Genomic DNA, 17,027 nt, shown 5'->3' on the forward strand with positions numbered 1-17,027 from the left:
TGCGGAAGGTCAGCACGCTCAGGACCGGGCCGAAGATCTCGTCGGTCGCGATGGTGTGGGCCTGCTCGACGCCGGTGAACACGGTCGGACGGAACCAGAAGCCGTTGGTCGGGATGGCGCACTCCAGCTCCCACCGGGTCGCCCCCTCGGCCTCGCCGGTGGCGACCAGGCTCGTGATCCGGTCGAGCTGCTCGGCGGAGTTGACCGCGCCGATGTCGGTGTTCTTGTCCAGCGGGTCACCCAGCCGCAGGGTCGACAACCGGTCCTTGAGGAGGTCGACCACCTCGTCGTGCACGTTCTCCTGCACCAGCAACCGCGAGCCGGCACAGCACACGTGGCCCTGGTTGAAGAAGATGCCGTTGACGATGCCCTCGACCGCCTGGTCCATCGCGGCGTCGTCGAACACGATGTTGGCGGCCTTGCCACCGAGCTCCAGCGTGACCTTCTTGCGGCTGCCGGCGACCTGGCGGGCGATCGCACGCCCGACCCCGGTCGAGCCGGTGAAGGCGACCTTGTCGACGTCGTCGTGGCCGACCAGCGCGGCCCCGGTGTCGCCGGCCCCGGTGACGATGTTGACCACGCCCGGGGGCAGGTCGGCCTGCTGGCAGACCTCGGCGAACAGCAGGGCGGTCAGCGGGGTGGTCTCGGCGGGCTTGAGGACGACCGTGTTGCCGCACGCCAGTGCCGGGGCGATCTTCCAGGCCAGCATCAGCAGGGGGAAGTTCCACGGGATGACCTGGCCGGCGACGCCCAGCGGTCGCGGACCGGGGCCGAGGCCCGCCCAGTCCAGCTTGTCGGCCCATCCGGCGTGGTAGAAGAAGTGCGCCGCGGCCGTGGGGACGTCCACGTCCCGGGACTCGCGGATCGGCTTGCCGTTGTCGAGGGACTCGAGGACGGCGAACTCGCGGGCCCGCTCCTGCATGATCCGGGCGATCCGGTAGAGGTAGCCGCCCCGCGTGGCCGGGGAGAGGCGAGACCACGAGGTGAAGGCGGTCCGGGCGGCGGCGACGGCCGCGTCGACGTCGGCCGCGCCGGCCACGGTGTAGTGGGCGAGGTGCTCCTCGGTCGCCGGGTTCAGCGTCGTCGTCTCGGACCCGTCCCGGGTCGCGACCCACTCGCCGCCGATGAACAGGTCGTGGTGGTCGGCGATGGAGACGACGTCGGTGGCCTGGGGCGCAGGCGCGTACTCCCACGTCGGGGTCACCAGGTCGGTGACCGACGGCGTGTCGAGGGTGGTGGTGGAGTCGGCCATGGGCAGCCTCGGGCATCGGGATCCGGACCGGCCATGCTACGCGCCCGGACGCCGTCCACGCCCGGCCGTGGCGTTCGTCAGGCCGCGAGGACGGCCAGCAGCACCGGCACCGCCACCAGGGAGCAGCCCGCGAGGACCACCGCGGGTCCGGGCGTCTCGTCGACCTCCTCGATGCCGAGGACCCCCATCAGCAGTGCCGTGAGGACGCCCAGCAGCGGCCCACACGCCAGCGCGACGTGGAACCAAAGCACCGGGGCGGTGTCGTCGACCGTGGCGGCCAGCACGATCGGGACGGCCAGGCCGATCACCCCCAGCACCGCCAGGACCGGCCAGGGGGAGCGGTCGTCACGCATCGACAGCCATGCCATGGCCCCGAACGCCAGCGCGAGCCCGCCGAACAGCAGCACGTAGCGGGGGAGTGGCGGGAGCCGGGTCAGGACGACCCAGGCGGTGGCCGGCGCCGTCAGCATGGTGACCAGGGCCACGACGCCGACCAGCGGGCTGTGGGGCTCGCCGTCGCCCCCGGACAGCCCCCACGCCAGCATCCCGGCGACGAACACGTTGACGGCGGCGAGGACCAGGGCCACGCCGACCGCGAGGGTCACCCCGTCCACGTCTGGTGGTGCATGGTCGAGCCGTCCAGCCGGTGGCCCGACGCTCCGACGCCCGGGGTCCGACGGACCGGTCCGGAGGCCGAGTGGTCAGGCCATGGGGATGTAGTCGGCGGAATGATAACGCCCGGTGCGCTGCGTGGTGCGCTGCAGCAGCAGGTCGTCGAGCAGGCTCGACGCGCCGAACCGGAACAGGTCGGGCGTCAGCCACGCAGCCCCGGCGATCTCCTGGACCAGCACGAGGTAGCGCAGGGCGTCCTTGGCGGTCCGGATGCCCCCGGCGGCCTTGACCCCCCGTCGCTGTCCGGTCAGGCGCTCGAAGTCGCGGACCGCCTGCAGCATCACGGCGGTCACGGGGCGCGTCGCGGCCGGCGACACCTTGCCGGTCGAGGTCTTGATGACGTCGCCACCGGCTGCCAGGGCGAGCCACGACGCCCGGCGGACGTTGTCGTAGGTCTCGAGCTCACCGGTCTCGAGGATGACCTTGAGCTTGGCGTCGCCACAGGCCTGCTTGGTGGCGACGATCTCCTCGAAGACCATGCCGTAGTGCCCGGCCAGGAAGGCGCCCCGGTCGATCACCATGTCGACCTCGGCCGCGCCGGCCTCGACGGCGATGCGGGTGTCGGCGAGTTTGACCTCCAGCGACGATCGCCCGGCCGGGAAGGCGGTCGCCACGGACGCGACGCCGACGCCGCTGGTGCCCAGCGCCTCCACGGCGGTGGCCACGAGGTCGGGGTAGACGCAGATCGCGGCCACGGACGGGCAGGCGTCGTCGACCGGGTCGGGGTGGATCCCCTTGGCACACAGTGCCCGGACCTTGCCGGGGGTGTCCTGGCCCTCGAGCGTGGTCAGGTCGACCATCGCGATGGCGAGGTCCAGCCCTGCGAGCTTGGCGTCCTTCTTGATCGACCGGGTCGCCAGGCCGGCCACCCGCGCCTCCAGCCCGACGGCGTCCACGCCACGCATGCCGTGGAGGAACTGTCGCAGGGTGGACTCGGAGGCGGTGGCCTCGGACAGCTCGGACGGGGCGACGCTGGGCGTCAGGGACATCGTGGCCTCGCAGGACGTGGAGACCGGCCATCGTAGTGCCACCACTGCGCGTCACCCCCGGACGGCCGCGGGCGGTCTCGGTCGGCGCCACGGTCGTCCTAGTATCCGCCGGGCAGCTGTCGGCCATCCCAGGAGCAACCATGACGCTCGTCCGCGGCTTCGCCGCCGTCGCCACCCTCACGATGCTGGCGGTGATCGTCTGGGGGCTGGTCACGGGAGACTTCACCGGGGAGGGGGCCGAGTTGTTGGGCCTGGTGTGGGGTCGGGTGACGCTGGTCGACCTGTACCTGGCCTTCACGGCCGTGTGGGCGTGGATCGCGTGGCGCGAGGGCTCGGTCGGACGCGCGGTGCTGTGGGCCGTCCTGGTCGCGGTCCTGGGGTCGCTGGCGATCTGGGGCTACGTGTGGTGGGCGGCACGCGGGGCCACCGACGTTCAGGAACTGCTGGTGGGGCCGCACCGGTCGGTGACGTCCTGAGTCCCGCCACGAGGCCGCAGGAGGACGAACGGGGTCGCCGCGGTCGCCGATAGGCTCGTCGGTCGATCGCACCCGCCGGCCAGGCGGGTCGCACCACCGAGCCGAGGCCTGCCCCGTGTCCACCGACACCCCCAGCGAGACCCAGCCACAGACCACGCCCGAGACCCCGCCAGGGGACCCCTCCAACACCACCGAGCTCGCGACCATCGTCGAGCTGGCCAAGCGTCGTGGCCTGGTGTTCCCCACCGCCGAGATCTATGGCGGCGTGCGCGCCACGTGGGACTACGGGCCACTGGGCTACGAGCTCAAGGAGAACGTCAAGCAGCAGTGGTGGCGCACCATGGTCCAGCTGCGTGACGAGGTCGTCGGCATGGAGCAGGCGATCCTGGGTCCGTCGCAGGTGTGGGAGGCGTCCGGCCACCTGGCCAACTTCTCCGACCCCCTGGTCGAGTGCGCGGCCTGCCACCACCGCTTCCGCGAGGACCACCTGCGCGAGGAACAGCTGGGGGCGGAGGACGCCGAGGGTGACCTGTCGTGTCCCCACTGTGGCGAGCAGCAGTTCGGCGACCCGCGCAACTTCAACCTGATGTTCAAGACCCATTCCGGCCCGGTCGAGGACGACTCGAGCGTCGTGTGGATGCGACCCGAGACCGCCCAGGGGATGTTCGTCGACTTCGCCACCATCCAACGGGCGTCACGCAAGAAGCCCCCGTTCGGGATCGCCCAGATGGGCAAGTCGTTCCGCAACGAGATCACGCCGGGCAACTTCATCTTCCGGACCCGCGAGTTCGAGCAGATGGAGATGGAGTACTTCGTCGAGCCGGGCACCGACGAGGACTGGCACCAGTACTGGATCGACGCCCGCCTGGCGTGGTACGTCGACCTCGGCATCCGGCCCGAGAACCTGCGCATCCGCGAGCACGGCGACGACGAGCTCAGCCACTACGCCAAGCGCACCGTCGACGTCGAGTACTTCTTCGCCGACACGTCGCTGGGCTGGAACGAGCTCGAGGGCATCGCCAACCGGGGCGACTTCGACCTCAACGCCCACAGCGAGGCCTCGGGCGCCAACCTCGACTACTTCGACCAGCCCAACGACGAGCGCTGGACGCCGTTCGTGATCGAGCCCGCCGCCGGCGCGACCCGGGCGACGCTGGCCTTCCTGATCGACGCCCACACCGTCGAGCAGGTGCCCGACGCCAAGGGCAACCTCCAGGAGCGCACCGTCCTGAAGCTGGACCCGCGGCTCGCCCCGATCAAGGTGGCGGTGCTCCCGCTGTCGAAGAAGGACGAGCTGCGCCCGACCGCCCGCGAGGTGTTCGACCTGCTGAAGGTCGAGTGGATGTGCGACTACGACGAGACCCAGTCGATCGGGCGTCGCTACCGCCGCCACGACGAGATCGGCACGCCCTTCTGCGTCACCGTGGACTTCGACACGATCGAGGACCGGGCCGTGACCGTCCGTGACCGCGACACCATGGAGCAGGTCCGGGTGCCCATCGACGAACTGGTCTCCCACCTGCGTGACCGCCTGCCACGATGACCGCGACGTCGGCGGCGAGGTCGCCCTGGGCCGACGTGTCCGGGCTCGACCGACTCCGGGTCGTGCCCCCCGCGGTGCCGCCGACGGGCACGGTCGTCCCGCCCGGTTCCAAGTCGCTGACCAACCGGGCGCTGCTGCTGGCCGGGCTCGCCGAGGGGCGGTCGCGCCTGACCGGTGCACTGGACGCCGAGGACACCCGGCTGATGGTCGCGGGCCTGCGTCGCTGCGGGGTGGACGTCGCCGTGGACGACGACGCCACGACCCTGGTCGTCACGGGTCTCGCCGGTGCCCCGACCGACCTCACCGACCCGGGCGCCCCGGTGGACGTCGGCACCTCCGGCACCGTGTCGAGGTTCCTGGGTGCGGTCCTGGCTGCCTCGCCCGTCACGGCGGTGCTCGACGGCACGCCCCGCATGCGCGAGCGACCGATGGGCCAGCTCTTCGACGCACTGACGGCCCAGGGTGCGACCATCACCTGCCACGCCCGGCCAGGACTCCTGCCCGCGACCGTGACCGGGGCGAGCCTGTCCGGAGGACGGGTGGTGGTCGACCGGCCGGCCTCGTCGCAGGTCGTCTCGGCCCTGGTCCTGGCCGCCCTGCTGGCCGACGCCCCGACCCGCATCGAGTTGCCCCACGGGACCCCGGCACGGCCCTACGTCGACATGACCCTGGCCACCGTGACCGGGTTCGGTGGTTCGGCTGCCTGGGACGGGGACGACGTCGTGGCGGTGACGCCGGGCCTGCCGCGGGCGCGCGACTGGGCGATCGAGCCCGATGCCTCCGCCGCGACCTACGCATGGGCCCTGGCCGCCCTGCACGGTGGTGACGTCGAGGTGCGCCACCTCGGCCGGGACTCCCTGCAGGGCGACGTGGCATTCGCCGAGGTCCTCGGTCGCATGGGGGCCGGGGTCGTGGTGGGTCCGGACCACGTGCGGGTCACCGGGGGGCCGCGCCTGCGAGGCATCGACGTCGACCTCACCGACCTGCCCGACCCGGGCCTGACCCTGGCGGTCGTCGCGCTGCACGCCGACGGCCCGACCCGGATCCGGGGGGTCGCGGTCCACCGCCACCACGAGACCGACCGGATCGCTGCGGCCGCCACCGAGCTGCGCAAGCTCGGTGCCGACGTCGTCGAGCACGACGACGGACTGGACATCACCCCACCGGAGCAGGTTCGCCCCGGCGTGGTCGTCGACACCTGGCTGGACCACCGGATGGCCATGGCCTTCGCGCTGGCGGGGGACGTGGTGGTCGACGACCCCGGCTGTGTGGACAAGACGTGGCCCGGCTACTTCGCCATGCTCGACCGGTTCGACATGGTGCGAGCCGGTTGACCGACTTGCCCCACGTGGCCGACGAACCACCACGGAGACCCAGGATGACCGACGACACCGCTCCCGCCGGGCCGAGCACCACGCCCCACGGCTCCTGGACGTCCCCCATCTGCGCGGACGACCTCGCGGCCGGGAGCCCGTTCTACGAACAGCTCGTCGTGGCGGGCGACGACGTGCTGTGGACCCGCAGCGACCCGGCGACGGGCGTCGTCCGGCTCCACCGCCACCGTGACGGCGTCGTCGAGACGCTGGCGAACGGCCTGAACGTGCGCAGTCGGGTGCACGAGTACGGCGGTGGCGCGGTCGCCGCCGGCGCGGGCGTGGTGGTCGTGTCGTCCTACGACGACCAGCGGCTGTACCGGGTCGAGGACGACGGCACGGCCCACGCGGTCACCGCCGACACCGGGGGACGGGTGCGCTTCGGCGACGGCGTGGTGACCGAGGACGGCCGCCTGGTGACGGTGCGCGAGACCCACGGCGACCACGGTGTGGCCAACGAACTGGTCCTGGTGGACCTCCACGACGGCAGCCAGGCCGTGCTGGTCGACGACCACGACTTCGTGGCGGCACCGCGGCTCGCGCCCGACGGCCGGCTGGCCTGGCTGGCCTGGGACCACCCCGACATGCCGTGGGACGGCGCAGCGGCACACGTCGGCCGGCTCGTCGGCGACCGGCTGGTGGAGCGCCACCGGGTCGTCGGCGGAGACGGCGTGGCGGTCGCCGACCTCGCCTGGCGGCCCGACGGTGCGCTGGTCGCCAGCAGTGACGAGAGTGGCTTCTGGGAGGTGTCGGCCCACCACGACGGCTCGGTGGCCAACCTGACCGATGGTGGCATCGACCACGGCAAGCCCCGATGGAACCTCGGGCGCAACATGCTGGCCGTGGTGGGGTCCGCACTGGTGGTGGTGGCCACCGACCAGGCCATGGACAGCGTCCGGGTGATCGGGCCGGACGGCGCGGTGGAGACGCTGCCCGGACCGGCCGCCGTCCTGTACTCCGTGGTCGCGCTCGGCGACGACGCCTTCGTGGCGCTGGAGGCCGACACCGACGGCCGCCTGGCCGTCCGCCGACACGGCCTCGACGGGTCGGTGACCACGCTGGACGACGTCGCGCCGATCACCGACCGGCCGGGGGACCTGGCCCAGCCGGTCCCGTTGACGGTGCCGGTCGGGGAGGACGGCGCCGTGACCCATGCCTTCTTCCACCCGCCCGCCAACGCCGAGCACGTCGGTCCCGAGGACGAGGCACCCCCACTGGTCGTGTTCATCCACGGGGGCCCGACCTCGCACGTGGCGCCCGTCCGGACGGCCGCGATCGCGTGGTGGACGACCCGCGGGATCGCCGTCGTCGACGTGAACTACCGGGGCTCGACCGGCTTCGGGAGGGACTACCGGCGCGCTCTGTGGGAGAACTGGGGCGAGGCCGACGTCGCCGACGTCGTGGCCGTCGCAGACGACCTGGCCGACCGCGGCTGGGTCGACCGGGACCGCATGGCGATCCGCGGTGGGAGCGCCGGGGGGTTCACGACGCTGGCGGTGCTGACCAGCCCGGACCATCCGTTCGCCTGTGGCTGTTCGTTCTTCGGCGTGGCGGACCTGGGTGCGCTCGCGGCCGAGACGCACAAGTTCGAGTCGCGCTACCTCGACCGGATGATCGGTCCGCTGCCGCAGGCGGACGAGTTGATGAAGGAGCGCTCCCCGCTGACCCACGTCGACCGGCTGGCGGTCCCGCTCCTGGTGCTCCAGGGTCTCGAGGACCGCGTGGTCCCCCCGCGGCAGGCCGAGATGATCGTGGAGGCAGCGGCCCGCCGCGGCGTCCCGCACGCCCACCTGACCTTCGCGGGCGAGGGCCACGGCTTCCGCCGTCCGGACAGCATCGTGCGCTGGCACGAGTCCGAGTTGGCCTTCTACGGCGAGGTGATGGGCTTCCGGCCCGCGGGCGACCTCGCCCCCGTCCTGGACGGTCAGTCGTCGACGGCCACGGGAGCGGCCGACCCGACCAGCAACGGCAGCAGGTGGGCCACCAGCCGGTCGACGTCGCCGTAGGTCGCACGGGCGGTCTCGGGGTCCACCACCAGGTGCAGCGTGGCGACGTAGTCGGCGGTCCCGCAGACCGTCACGGCCATCGCCTGCACGTCGACGGCCGGGTCGATGCGGCCCTGTCGACGCTGGTGCTCGAGCCAGTGCGCGACCTCCAAGACCGGCAGCTGGGGTCCGAGGCCGGTGGTGCCGGCGATCCGGAGGTTGGCGGCTGCCAGCTCGTGGTCGGTCAGCACCAGTGCCCGCAGCGGGATGGCCGCCCGGTAGAAGGCGATCGCGGCCGTGAAGACGGTGGTGAACTGCTCGCCGAAGGGAAGGCCGTCCGGCTCGAAGGCGGCCCGCAGCACCTGCAGCTCGTCGAGCCCCTCGACGTGGGCCAGCACGACGTGCGGGTCGCGTCCCGACTCCACCGCTCCCCCTCGTTCAACGGACGAATGGCCAAGTGTAGGCGTCCGCCGATCGGTCGGGCCGGGACTCCGGTCCGACCTTCGGGGGTCCAGGTCACCAGGGGTTGGGGTGGGGGTCCGGGCCGCGGGGCCCGTCCACCTCGTCGAGGTCCGGGCTGCGGCGGCCGACCAGGACCCGGACGTCGGACTCGAGTGCATGCAGCCGTGCCAGCAGCGCGACCATCCCGTGCAGCAGGAACGCCGCGATCATCAGCAGGGCCCCGACCCCGAAGGTGAGCACCCACACGGCGATGGCGAAGGCCGTGTCGCCACCCTGGTAGAGCAGCACGCCGGCCACGACCCCGACGGCCCCGGCGGCGTAGGCGAGGGTGCGGGCGACACCGGCAGCGCCGCGCAGCTCACGGGGTGTGGGGACGTCATCCATCGTTGCCGGTCCTCCGAGCCGCTCGGACGCCTCACCGTACTCGGCAGCGACGTCGACCGGTCCCGGCGTCACCCGGCCGGGACACCGACCCGTTGGCTGTCGGGACCGGTCGGTGGTGGCGTCGGGTCGTCGTCGGACACGTCGGGATCGTCGCGACGCCGACGCCGGCGGTGGCGACGCCAGGACACCGTGACGGCGAAGGCCCAGGCGATCAGGACCACCAGGTCTGCGGCCAGGACGACCCCGCGTGGCAGCGCGGTGGCCGCCAGCAGCCCGTGCAGGTTGGTCAACACGAGCAGCCCGCCCACCGACGCACCCAGCATCGAGGCGGGGATCCGCGTGACCAGCCAGGCCGCGAGCGGGGCGGCCACAAGCCCACCCGCCAGCAGTGCCACCACGGCCGTGCCGGAGAACCCACTGCGACCCAGGCCCAGCAGGAACCCGGCACTCGCCGCGGTCGTGACCAGGAACTCCGCCGTGTCCACGGTCCCGATGACCCGGCGCGGCTCGACCCGCTCGGTCACGAGCAGCGAGGGGGTCGCGACCGGGCCCCAGCCACCGCCGCCGGTGGCGTCCACGAACCCCGCGACCAGGCCGAGCGGACCCAGGAACCGGGTCCGGAGGCCGTGGGCGGCCGGCGTGGCGACCGCCGGTGGTCGGATCGTGAAACGCACCAGGATCCAGGCACCGATCGCCAGCAGGATGCCGGCCATCACGGGTCGGGCGGCCGCGGTCGACAGCGACGACAGCGCCGTCGCGCCCAGGAAGGCCCCGAGCGCGCCCGGGACCCCGATCCGCACGACGATGCCCCAGTCCACGTTGCCGAACCGCCAGTGCGCGGTGCCGGCCACGAGCGTGGTGCCCATCTCCGCCAGGTGGACCGAGGCCGACGCGGTGGCGGGGGCGAGCCCGGCCACCAGCAGCAGGCTGGTCGAGGTCGCGCCGTAGGCCATCCCGAGGGCGCCGTCGACGAGCTGGGCGAGGAGTCCGAACAGTGCAAGGACGACGAGTCGCTGCATGCGCATCGGTCCGCGTCGGGTCCGGCCGCGATGGCCGGATCGATCAGGGGAGCGTGGCGTGCCGGGGGGGTCGCGCGCACCCTGTCCGGCCACCGTACGAACGGCCACTGTCCGCAGGAGACCGTCGTGGTGGCACGCGTCGATCGCCTCCGGGGGACACCCGTCAGCGTCCGTCGCCGCCCTCACGCGCGACGGGGACGCAGCCGCGAAACGGCTACCGTGAGGGGTCGTGCGCGCCCGATCGACAAGGATCACCCTCGTGGCCGAAGACTCCTCCACCCCCGTCCAGATCGCGCCGGCCGACGGCCGGCTCGGGGTCCTGTGCGTCGGCCTCGGAGCGGTCACCACGACGCTGCTCGCCGGCGTCGAACTGGCCCGCAAGGGGATCGCGGAGCCGTTCGGCTCGCTGACCCAGATGGGCACGATCCGCCTCGGCAAGCGCACCGACGACCGGTCCCCGCTGGTCAAGGACTTCGTGCCGCTCGCCGGTCTCGACGACCTCGTGTTCGCCGCCTGGGACCCGTACCCGGACGACGCCTACGTGTCGGCCACCAAGGCCGGCGTGCTCGAGGCGCACCGCCACCTGGAGCCGATCGGGGACTTCCTGCGGGGGATCGAGCCCCAGACGGCCGCGTTCGACCACGACTACGTCAAGCGGCTGGACGGTGAGCACGTCAAGACCGGGACCCGCCGCGAGCAGGCCGAGCAGCTCCGGGCGGACATCCGCGACTTCCGCGAGCGCGAGGAGCTGGACCGGCTGGTCATGATCTGGGCCGCGTCCACCGAGGTCTACCTCCAGCCGTCCGCGGTCCACCTCGACATCGATGCGTTCGAGCAGGGCCTGGACGACGACGACCCCGCGATCGCCCCGTCGATGCTCTATGCGTATGCCGCGATCATGGAGGGCGTGCCGTTCGCCAACGGCGCTCCCAACCTGACCGTCGACGCTCCGGCGCTGGCCCAGCTGGCCATCGACAAGGGCGTGCCGATCGCCGGCAAGGACTTCAAGACCGGCCAGACCCTGGTCAAGACCGTCCTCGCCCCGATGTTCAAGGCGCGCATGCTCGGCGTCAGGGGCTGGTTCTCGTCCAACATCCTGGGCAACCGCGACGGTGCCGTGCTGGACGACCCGGACAACTTCAAGTCCAAGGAGGTGTCCAAGCTCGGCGTGCTCGAGCACGTCCTGCAACCGGACCTGTACCCCTCGCTGTACGGCGACATGTACCACAAGGTCCGGATCAACTACTACCCGCCCCGAGGGGACGACAAGGAGGGCTGGGACAACATCGACCTGTTCGGGTGGCTCGGCTACGACATGCAGCTCAAGGTCGACTTCCTGTGCAAGGACTCGATCCTGGCGGCCCCGCTGGCGCTGGACCTGGTGCTGTTCATGGACCTCGCCCAGCGGGTCGGGATGTCGGGCATCCAGGAGTGGCTGTCGTTCTACTTCAAGGACCCCCAGGTCGCCCCCGGCCTGTACCCCGAGCACGACCTGTTCATCCAGCTCACCAAGCTCAAGAACACCCTGCGCCACCTCATGGGCGAGGACACCATCACCCACCTCGGCACCGAGTACTACGAGGGCATCCCCGACTAGTCCGCCCGACGCGTTGGAGGATCGTGTGCCGTTCTCGTGCGTGGAGGCACGAGAAGCGCACACGATGTCCCGGCGCGGCCGCGTGGATCAGTCGTCGTCGGTGGGGAGGTCGTGGCCGGTCCAGCGGTGGAAGGCGGCCCGCTGGGCGTCGGACGCCTCGTCGACGGGACGCAACCGGGTCCGCCCCCGGGGCTCGGCCAGCCGGACCCGGTGGGTGCGCAGTCGTGGGCCGCGGAACACGGTCACCTCGACGTCGTCGCCCGGCTCGTGGATCCCCAGCGCGCGGTCGAGCCGTCGTGGCCGGACGCGCAGCCCGTCGATCGCCAGCAGGCGGTCCCCACCGGTCAGCCCGCCCTGCCACGCGGGGCCGTCCCGCTCCACCGCGTCGATGGTCACCCCGTGGTCGTCGTCGCTCACCGCGATGCCCAGGCGGGCGACGGCGTCGTCGTCGACCGTCTCCTCGGACACCAGGCCGACCACGTCGACCAGGTCCTCGAGGGGCGGGAATTCGGTGCCGGTGACGTGGTCGTCGAAGAACCACGACAGGTCGACACCCGCCGCCTCCGACACCGCGTCGACCACGTCCTCGGGGGTGTAGCCGGTCGTCGGCGGCCGCGACGACGTGTCCCCGAAGGTGGCCCACAACAGCCGGAAGGCGTCGTCGAGGCCGTCGGAGTCCGGTCGATGGCGCCGCACCAGCAGGTCGAGGCACCACGCCAGCAGGCCCCCGTGGCCGTAGTAGTCGTTGCCGGCGTTGGCCGAGTTCTCGTCGGCGACGTAGGCCTTCGTCCAGGCGGTCCACGAGGCGTCGGCGACCGACTGCAGCCGCGCGCCGGGGCGGTGACGGGCGCGGTCGACCCGCTGGTCGAGGTCGTGGAGCAGTCGTGACGGCTCCCACAGGCCGGCCCGGGTCGACAGCACGCCCTCGTAGTACGACGTCCAGCCCTCGGCCACCCACAGCGACGGCGTGTGGACGTGCGCGGTGAGGCTCGGCCGGACGAGCTCGACCGGGACCAGTCGCTTGACGTTGGCGAGGTGGGCGTATTCGTGGGCGAGCAGTGACCAGAACCGTGCCCGGCCGTCGGCGGTGCCGAGCAGGTCGACCGCGGCCTGCAGGACCGACCCGTCGCGGTGCTCGAGCCCGCCGCCACGCCGGTCCGGCGACGCGGTGCACAGGTAGGTGTAGGCCGACGTCGGCAGCGGACCGCCGAGCAGGTCCCGCAGGGCCCGCGCGATCGCCACCATCGCGTCACCGGTCTCGTCGGGGTCGGGACCGGGCCCCGGGCCGGTCCACACGAAGGTGTGCGACACCCCGTCCACGTCGCGCCGCACGGTCGGGAAGGGCGTCGTGCCCTCGACCTCGAACGCGCTGTCGACGAGCAGGTCGAGGTCGGCGGCCACGTGGGTCCCCTCGTCGACCGGCAGCATCCCGTGGACCTGGCTGTCGCCGGCGAAGGTGACGCGGTGCTCACGGTCCCGGCAGCCCTCGACGACCGGGAACGTGGCGGGTGCGACCAGCAGCGCGTGGTCGTCGTCCACGTGGTTGGTCCGCACCGTCGGCTCGTTGGCGTACAGCTCGATGGTGACCGACAGCGGACCACCCCGTTCCACCACCCAGGCGGTGTGGCCGTCGGGCCGCGTCGCGACCTCGGTCCCGGCGTCGTCGACCACTGTCAGTCGCTGCACGTGGTGGACGTAGTCGCGCATGACGTAGGAGCCCGGCGTCCAGGTCGGCATCACGAGTCGCACGGGGCCCCCCACGTCCTCGGGCACCCGGGTCGTGACCGTCACGAGGTGCTGGGCGCGGGCGGACAGGTCGACGTGGTGGTGCACGGGGCGACCGGTCGAGGCCGGTGGCGAGCCGGTCACGTGGGTGGACCTCCGGGGCAGGACGCGCGGTGGCGCAGGCGGATCGTGGCGGGCGTCGGCACCCTACCCCCGGCCCGGCCCTCGGCGCGTCGCGGGCCGGGGGCGAGTCGATAGCCTTCTTCCGATGCCGCTCCCGGAGCAGACACGTGACCGAACTTCCCATGGCCGATCGCGCCGACGTGGTGCTGCCCGTCGTCGCGGCCGACTTGAAGGACGCACTCGAGTCCGCCCTGTTCAGTGACGACCCCGAGACCGAGCGCGAGGCGCTGTCCGCCCTCGTGGCCGCGGATCCCGCGTTCCTCGAGGCCTGGGGCCGCCTGAGCGAGGTGGCCCGAGACGACGTCGAGCGCTACGCCTACGCCCGGGTGGGCTACCACCGGGGCCTGGACGCCCTCCGGGCCGCCGGGTGGGGTGGCACCGGCTACTGCCGGTGGGAGCACCCGTCCAACCGGGGATTCCTGCGCTGCCTGGCAACGCTGCGGGACGCGGCCGCCGCCCTGGGCGAGACCGACGAGGTCGACCGCATCGACGCCTTCCTGCTCGACCTCGACCCGGACTGGGACGACAGCCTGGTCGAGCGGTCCTGAGGACCGAGGGGAGCCAGCGCCGAGCATGGCCGGACGGATCCGCAAGGACGACATCGAGGCGCTCAAGCAGCGCGCCGACATCGCCTCGGTCATCGCCGACCACACCGACCTGAAGAAGGCCGGGACCCGGCTCAAGGGGCTGTGCCCGTTCCACACCGAGAAGACCCCGTCGTTCACGGTGGACCCGGTCAAGGGCTACTACCACTGCTTCGGGTGTGGCGAGGGCGGGGACGTCTACAGCTTCCTGATGGGGGTCGGGGGCCTGGACTTCACCGAGGCCGTCGAGCAGTTGGCCCGCCGCACCGGCTTCGAGCTCCACTACGAGGACCTGTCACCCGGCCAGCGGCGTGCGCTGGGGGAGCGCTCACGCTTCGTCGAGATCAACCAGCGTGCCCTGGACTTCTTCCACGAGCGGCTGCTGTCGGACGAGGGCGAGGTGGCACGCACCTACCTGCGCGACCGGGGATTCGGCCGTGAGGAGGCGGAGGCCTTCTCGCTGGGCTACGCCCCCAACGACTGGGAGCGACTGTCCCGGGCACTGGTGTCGGAGGGCTACGACCGTCGTGACCTGGTGCGGATCGGGCTGGCCGTCGACAACAAGCGGGGTGGCCTGCGTGACCGGTTCCGGGGACGGTTGATCTTCCCGGTGCTGGATGCCTCGGGCGACCCGATCGGGTTCGGAGGCAGGGTGCTGCCCGGCCTGGACTACGGGGACTTCGACCCGCCGAAGTACTACAACTCGCCCGAGACCCCGCTGTACCGCAAGCAGAAGGTGCTGTACGGGATCGCCGAGTCCCGGGCCGGGATGGCCTCGACCGGCGAGGTGCTGGTGTGCGAGGGCTACACGGACGTGCTGGCCCTGCACCAGTCGGGCATCACCAACGCCGTGGCCACCTGTGGCACCGCCGTCGGGGCGGAGCACTTCCGGGTGCTCGCCCGCTACGTCAACCGGGTCGTGCTGGCCTTCGACGCGGACGAGGCCGGGGTGAAGGCCGCCGAGCGGGCGGCCACCGAGGCGGCCGCGGTGGACGACGAGGCCCGCACCGGCTCGTCGAGCGAGCGCTTCCAGGTCCGGGTCCTCGGCCTCGAGGAGGGCTCGGACCCGGCGGACCTGGTCCAGCGCGACGGGCCGGTGGCCCTGCGCGAGGCGCTGACCGCGGCCGAGCCCGTGACCGGGTTCCTGGTCGACGCCGAGCTCGACCGGGCCGACCTGTCCAGCGACGAGGGGCGCGCCACGGCCCTGCGGGCGGCGGTCCGCAGGCTGGGCGACGAGCCCGACCCGGAGTTGCGCCGGGTCTGGGCCCGGACGCGCATCGCCGACCGGCTGGGGGTGTCGACCCAGTGGGTCGCACGGACCGCCCAGCGCGTGGGCGTCACGCTGGACCGGGAGGACGGGGTCGCCGCCGGGGTGGGCCTGGCCCGCCGCGGCGGGGGACAGCGTGGCCGCCTGACCGCCACGCCACCACCCGAGGCGGCCCTGCAGCGACGGGTGCTGCGCGTCGCGCTCCAGGAGCCGGACTGGCTCCCGGAGGAGTGGTGGGAGCTGACCGGCGACGACTTCACCCATCCTCGCGCCCGCTCGATCCACGACGCGCTGACCGCTGCCGGTGGTGCCGGCGTGCCGTTGGAGGAGGTGCTGGCCGCCGCCCCCGACGACGACGTGCGTGCCCTGGTCCGGGCGGTGGCCCTGGAGGTCGCAGACCCGCCGGACACGCCCGAGTCCGCGGCGGGCGAGGTCCGGGCCCTGCGCGAACGGGCCCTGGTTGCACGCGTGGCCGAGCTGGACGAGCGGGTGCGCACGGTCAACGCCTCGACCGACCCGGAGGCGTTCCGTGCGCTCAACGCCGAGCGGTTCGAGCTGGAACAGCAGCGTCGGGCACTGCGGACCGCCCGGGACTGAGTGTCACACCCCGGTCGTACCGTCAGGGTCGATGGCGGACCCGGCGGCCGGTGCGGTCGACGGGCCGGCCATCGAGTGGACCCCGCCGACGAAGGCGCGCGATGACCGCCCAGCAGAACCTGTTCGATCCGGACGACCCGCGACTGGACGTGCCGGTGCCCTTCACCCTCACCGGTCGTGGGCGACGCATCGTCGAGGACCTGCCACCCCTGCGGGTGGTGGACGACCCGGCCGACGACGAGCGCTTCGTCCGCGAGCTGGACCACACCGACACCTGGCGACAGGCCCGGGTGCGGGCGATGGGTCGAGCGGGGCACGGGACGGCCGCCATCGCGGCCGAGACAGGGCTCGCCGAGTCCGTCGTGCACCTGTGGCTGGACCGGTCCGAGGTCGACGCCGACGCGGGCCTCGACGGCGTCGCGGTCGGGTCGGCCGCGACGCGCCCCGACCAGGACACCGACGACCGGGTGGCGGACGCACGCGGGCGGGCGATCCTGGCGACGTGCGGCACGCTCGAGGTCGGGGCGGTGACGGCGACGACCAGTCGGATCGCGGTCGCGGCCACCCTGGTCGACTGGCTGCGGACGACCCACGACGTCGCGGACGGTCGGGTCCGGGTGGTGCTGCGCGTCGCCGACCGGTCCACCGCGGACCTCGTGGCACGGGCGTGGGCCGACCGGCTGGGGTTGACCCCGGACCGGGTCTCCACCGTGGCCTGGTCGTCCGCGCCGTCACCGCGGGCCGTGCAGGCGATGGTGCGGGTCACCGGGCGGGACCTCGCCGATCGCCTGCGTCACGACCTGGCCGGCTGGCCCACGTCGGCGACACCGGCGGCCACCGTGGCGTCGATGTCCTGACGAACGAAACCACCCCCGACCGCGGTGGCGGACGGGGGTGGTTTCGTTCGTCAGGACATCGA

At 72.8% G+C, this 17,027-nt stretch carries 15 protein-coding genes; 8 read left to right on the forward strand and 7 right to left on the reverse strand.

Going from position 1 to position 17,027, the window contains the following annotated elements; genetic code table 11:
• From KR546_RS18175 to deoC, 3 genes are all read right to left on the reverse strand, one after another.
• The coding region (locus tag KR546_RS18175) for an aldehyde dehydrogenase family protein (protein ID WP_238446142.1) at positions 1 to 1,252 on the reverse strand (1,252 nt) is incomplete at its 3' end.
• A 77-nt stretch (positions 1,253 to 1,329) separates the two neighbouring features.
• On the reverse strand, positions 1,330 to 1,857 hold the full coding sequence (locus KR546_RS18180; protein WP_238446143.1) for a hypothetical protein: 528 nt from the start codon (positions 1,855 to 1,857) through the stop codon (positions 1,330 to 1,332).
• Between the two features lie 96 nt (positions 1,858 to 1,953).
• Positions 1,954 to 2,913, reverse strand: coding sequence for a deoxyribose-phosphate aldolase (gene deoC, locus KR546_RS18185; RefSeq protein WP_238446144.1), 960 nt, complete (start codon positions 2,911 to 2,913; stop codon positions 1,954 to 1,956).
• 140 nt (positions 2,914 to 3,053) lie between these two features.
• Between deoC and KR546_RS18190 the strand changes: the two genes are divergently transcribed.
• The 4 genes from KR546_RS18190 (at position 3,054) to KR546_RS18205 (ending at position 8,311) form a co-directional block, all read left to right on the forward strand.
• On the forward strand, positions 3,054 to 3,389 hold the full coding sequence (locus KR546_RS18190; protein WP_238446145.1) for a DUF1475 family protein: 336 nt from the start codon (positions 3,054 to 3,056) through the stop codon (positions 3,387 to 3,389).
• A 205-nt stretch (positions 3,390 to 3,594) separates the two neighbouring features.
• A complete protein-coding gene (locus KR546_RS18195) occupies positions 3,595 to 4,932 on the forward strand; it encodes a glycine--tRNA ligase (RefSeq protein ID WP_238446156.1) in 1,338 nt (445 codons plus the stop codon).
• A 35-nt stretch (positions 4,933 to 4,967) separates the two neighbouring features.
• Positions 4,968 to 6,266, forward strand: a complete 1,299-nt coding sequence (gene aroA / locus KR546_RS18200) for a 3-phosphoshikimate 1-carboxyvinyltransferase (RefSeq protein WP_238446146.1) — start codon at positions 4,968 to 4,970, stop codon at positions 6,264 to 6,266.
• A gap of 44 nt (positions 6,267 to 6,310) precedes the next feature.
• Positions 6,311 to 8,311 (forward strand): S9 family peptidase, encoded by a 2,001-nt coding sequence (locus KR546_RS18205; protein WP_238446147.1) that lies wholly within the window; start codon positions 6,311 to 6,313, stop codon positions 8,309 to 8,311.
• Here KR546_RS18205 and KR546_RS18210 read toward each other — a convergent pair.
• The 3 genes from KR546_RS18210 to KR546_RS18220 form a co-directional block, all read right to left on the reverse strand.
• Entirely contained in the window at positions 8,230 to 8,715 is a 486-nt protein-coding gene (locus KR546_RS18210) for a hypothetical protein (RefSeq protein ID WP_238446148.1), read from the reverse strand. The two genes, KR546_RS18205 and KR546_RS18210, sit on opposite strands and share 82 nt — an antisense overlap.
• A gap of 91 nt (positions 8,716 to 8,806) precedes the next feature.
• Positions 8,807 to 9,136, reverse strand: a complete 330-nt coding sequence (locus KR546_RS18215) for a hypothetical protein (protein ID WP_238446149.1) — start codon at positions 9,134 to 9,136, stop codon at positions 8,807 to 8,809.
• Between the two features lie 68 nt (positions 9,137 to 9,204).
• Positions 9,205 to 10,155, reverse strand: coding sequence for a sulfite exporter TauE/SafE family protein (locus tag KR546_RS18220; RefSeq protein WP_238446150.1), 951 nt, complete (start codon positions 10,153 to 10,155; stop codon positions 9,205 to 9,207).
• A gap of 259 nt (positions 10,156 to 10,414) precedes the next feature.
• Here KR546_RS18220 and KR546_RS18225 point away from each other — a divergent pair, with 259 nt between their 5' ends.
• Positions 10,415 to 11,752 (forward strand): inositol-3-phosphate synthase, encoded by a 1,338-nt coding sequence (locus KR546_RS18225; protein WP_238446151.1) that lies wholly within the window; start codon positions 10,415 to 10,417, stop codon positions 11,750 to 11,752.
• Between the two features lie 87 nt (positions 11,753 to 11,839).
• Here KR546_RS18225 and KR546_RS18230 read toward each other — a convergent pair whose 3' ends face one another.
• Positions 11,840 to 13,621, reverse strand: a complete 1,782-nt coding sequence (locus KR546_RS18230) for a M61 family metallopeptidase (protein WP_238446152.1) — start codon at positions 13,619 to 13,621, stop codon at positions 11,840 to 11,842.
• Between the two features lie 146 nt (positions 13,622 to 13,767).
• Here KR546_RS18230 and KR546_RS18235 point away from each other — a divergent pair, with 146 nt between their 5' ends.
• The 3 genes from KR546_RS18235 to KR546_RS18245 all read left to right on the forward strand — a co-directional run bounded on the left by KR546_RS18235 (position 13,768) and on the right by KR546_RS18245 (position 16,965).
• Positions 13,768 to 14,208 (forward strand): DUF3151 family protein, encoded by a 441-nt coding sequence (locus tag KR546_RS18235; protein WP_238446153.1) that lies wholly within the window; start codon positions 13,768 to 13,770, stop codon positions 14,206 to 14,208.
• Between the two features lie 25 nt (positions 14,209 to 14,233).
• On the forward strand, positions 14,234 to 16,108 hold the full coding sequence (gene dnaG, locus KR546_RS18240) for a DNA primase (RefSeq protein ID WP_238446154.1): 1,875 nt from the start codon (positions 14,234 to 14,236) through the stop codon (positions 16,106 to 16,108).
• Between the two features lie 101 nt (positions 16,109 to 16,209).
• On the forward strand, positions 16,210 to 16,965 hold the full coding sequence (locus KR546_RS18245; protein WP_238446155.1) for a hypothetical protein: 756 nt from the start codon (positions 16,210 to 16,212) through the stop codon (positions 16,963 to 16,965).
• The last annotated feature ends 62 nt before the right edge of the window (positions 16,966 to 17,027 follow it).

It is taken from the genome of Salsipaludibacter albus (assembly GCF_019798055.1).
Taxonomy (GTDB): domain Bacteria; phylum Actinomycetota; class Nitriliruptoria; order Nitriliruptorales; family Nitriliruptoraceae; genus Salsipaludibacter; species Salsipaludibacter albus.

What these genes read in the sequence shown, in the direction of transcription:
- deoC (WP_238446144.1), bottom strand. Translation starts at nt 2,913, where the DNA reads ATGTCCCTGACGCCCAGCGTCGCCCCGTCCGAGCTGTCCGAGGCCACC.
- KR546_RS18190 (WP_238446145.1), top strand. Translation starts at nt 3,054, where the DNA reads ATGACGCTCGTCCGCGGCTTCGCCGCCGTCGCCACCCTCACGATGCTG.
- KR546_RS18205 (WP_238446147.1), top strand. Translation starts at nt 6,311, where the DNA reads ATGACCGACGACACCGCTCCCGCCGGGCCGAGCACCACGCCCCACGGC.
- KR546_RS18215 (WP_238446149.1), bottom strand. Translation starts at nt 9,136, where the DNA reads ATGGATGACGTCCCCACACCCCGTGAGCTGCGCGGCGCTGCCGGTGTC.
- KR546_RS18220 (WP_238446150.1), bottom strand. Translation starts at nt 10,155, where the DNA reads ATGCAGCGACTCGTCGTCCTTGCACTGTTCGGACTCCTCGCCCAGCTC.
- dnaG (WP_238446154.1), top strand. Translation starts at nt 14,234, where the DNA reads ATGGCCGGACGGATCCGCAAGGACGACATCGAGGCGCTCAAGCAGCGC.
- KR546_RS18245 (WP_238446155.1), top strand. Translation starts at nt 16,210, where the DNA reads ATGACCGCCCAGCAGAACCTGTTCGATCCGGACGACCCGCGACTGGAC.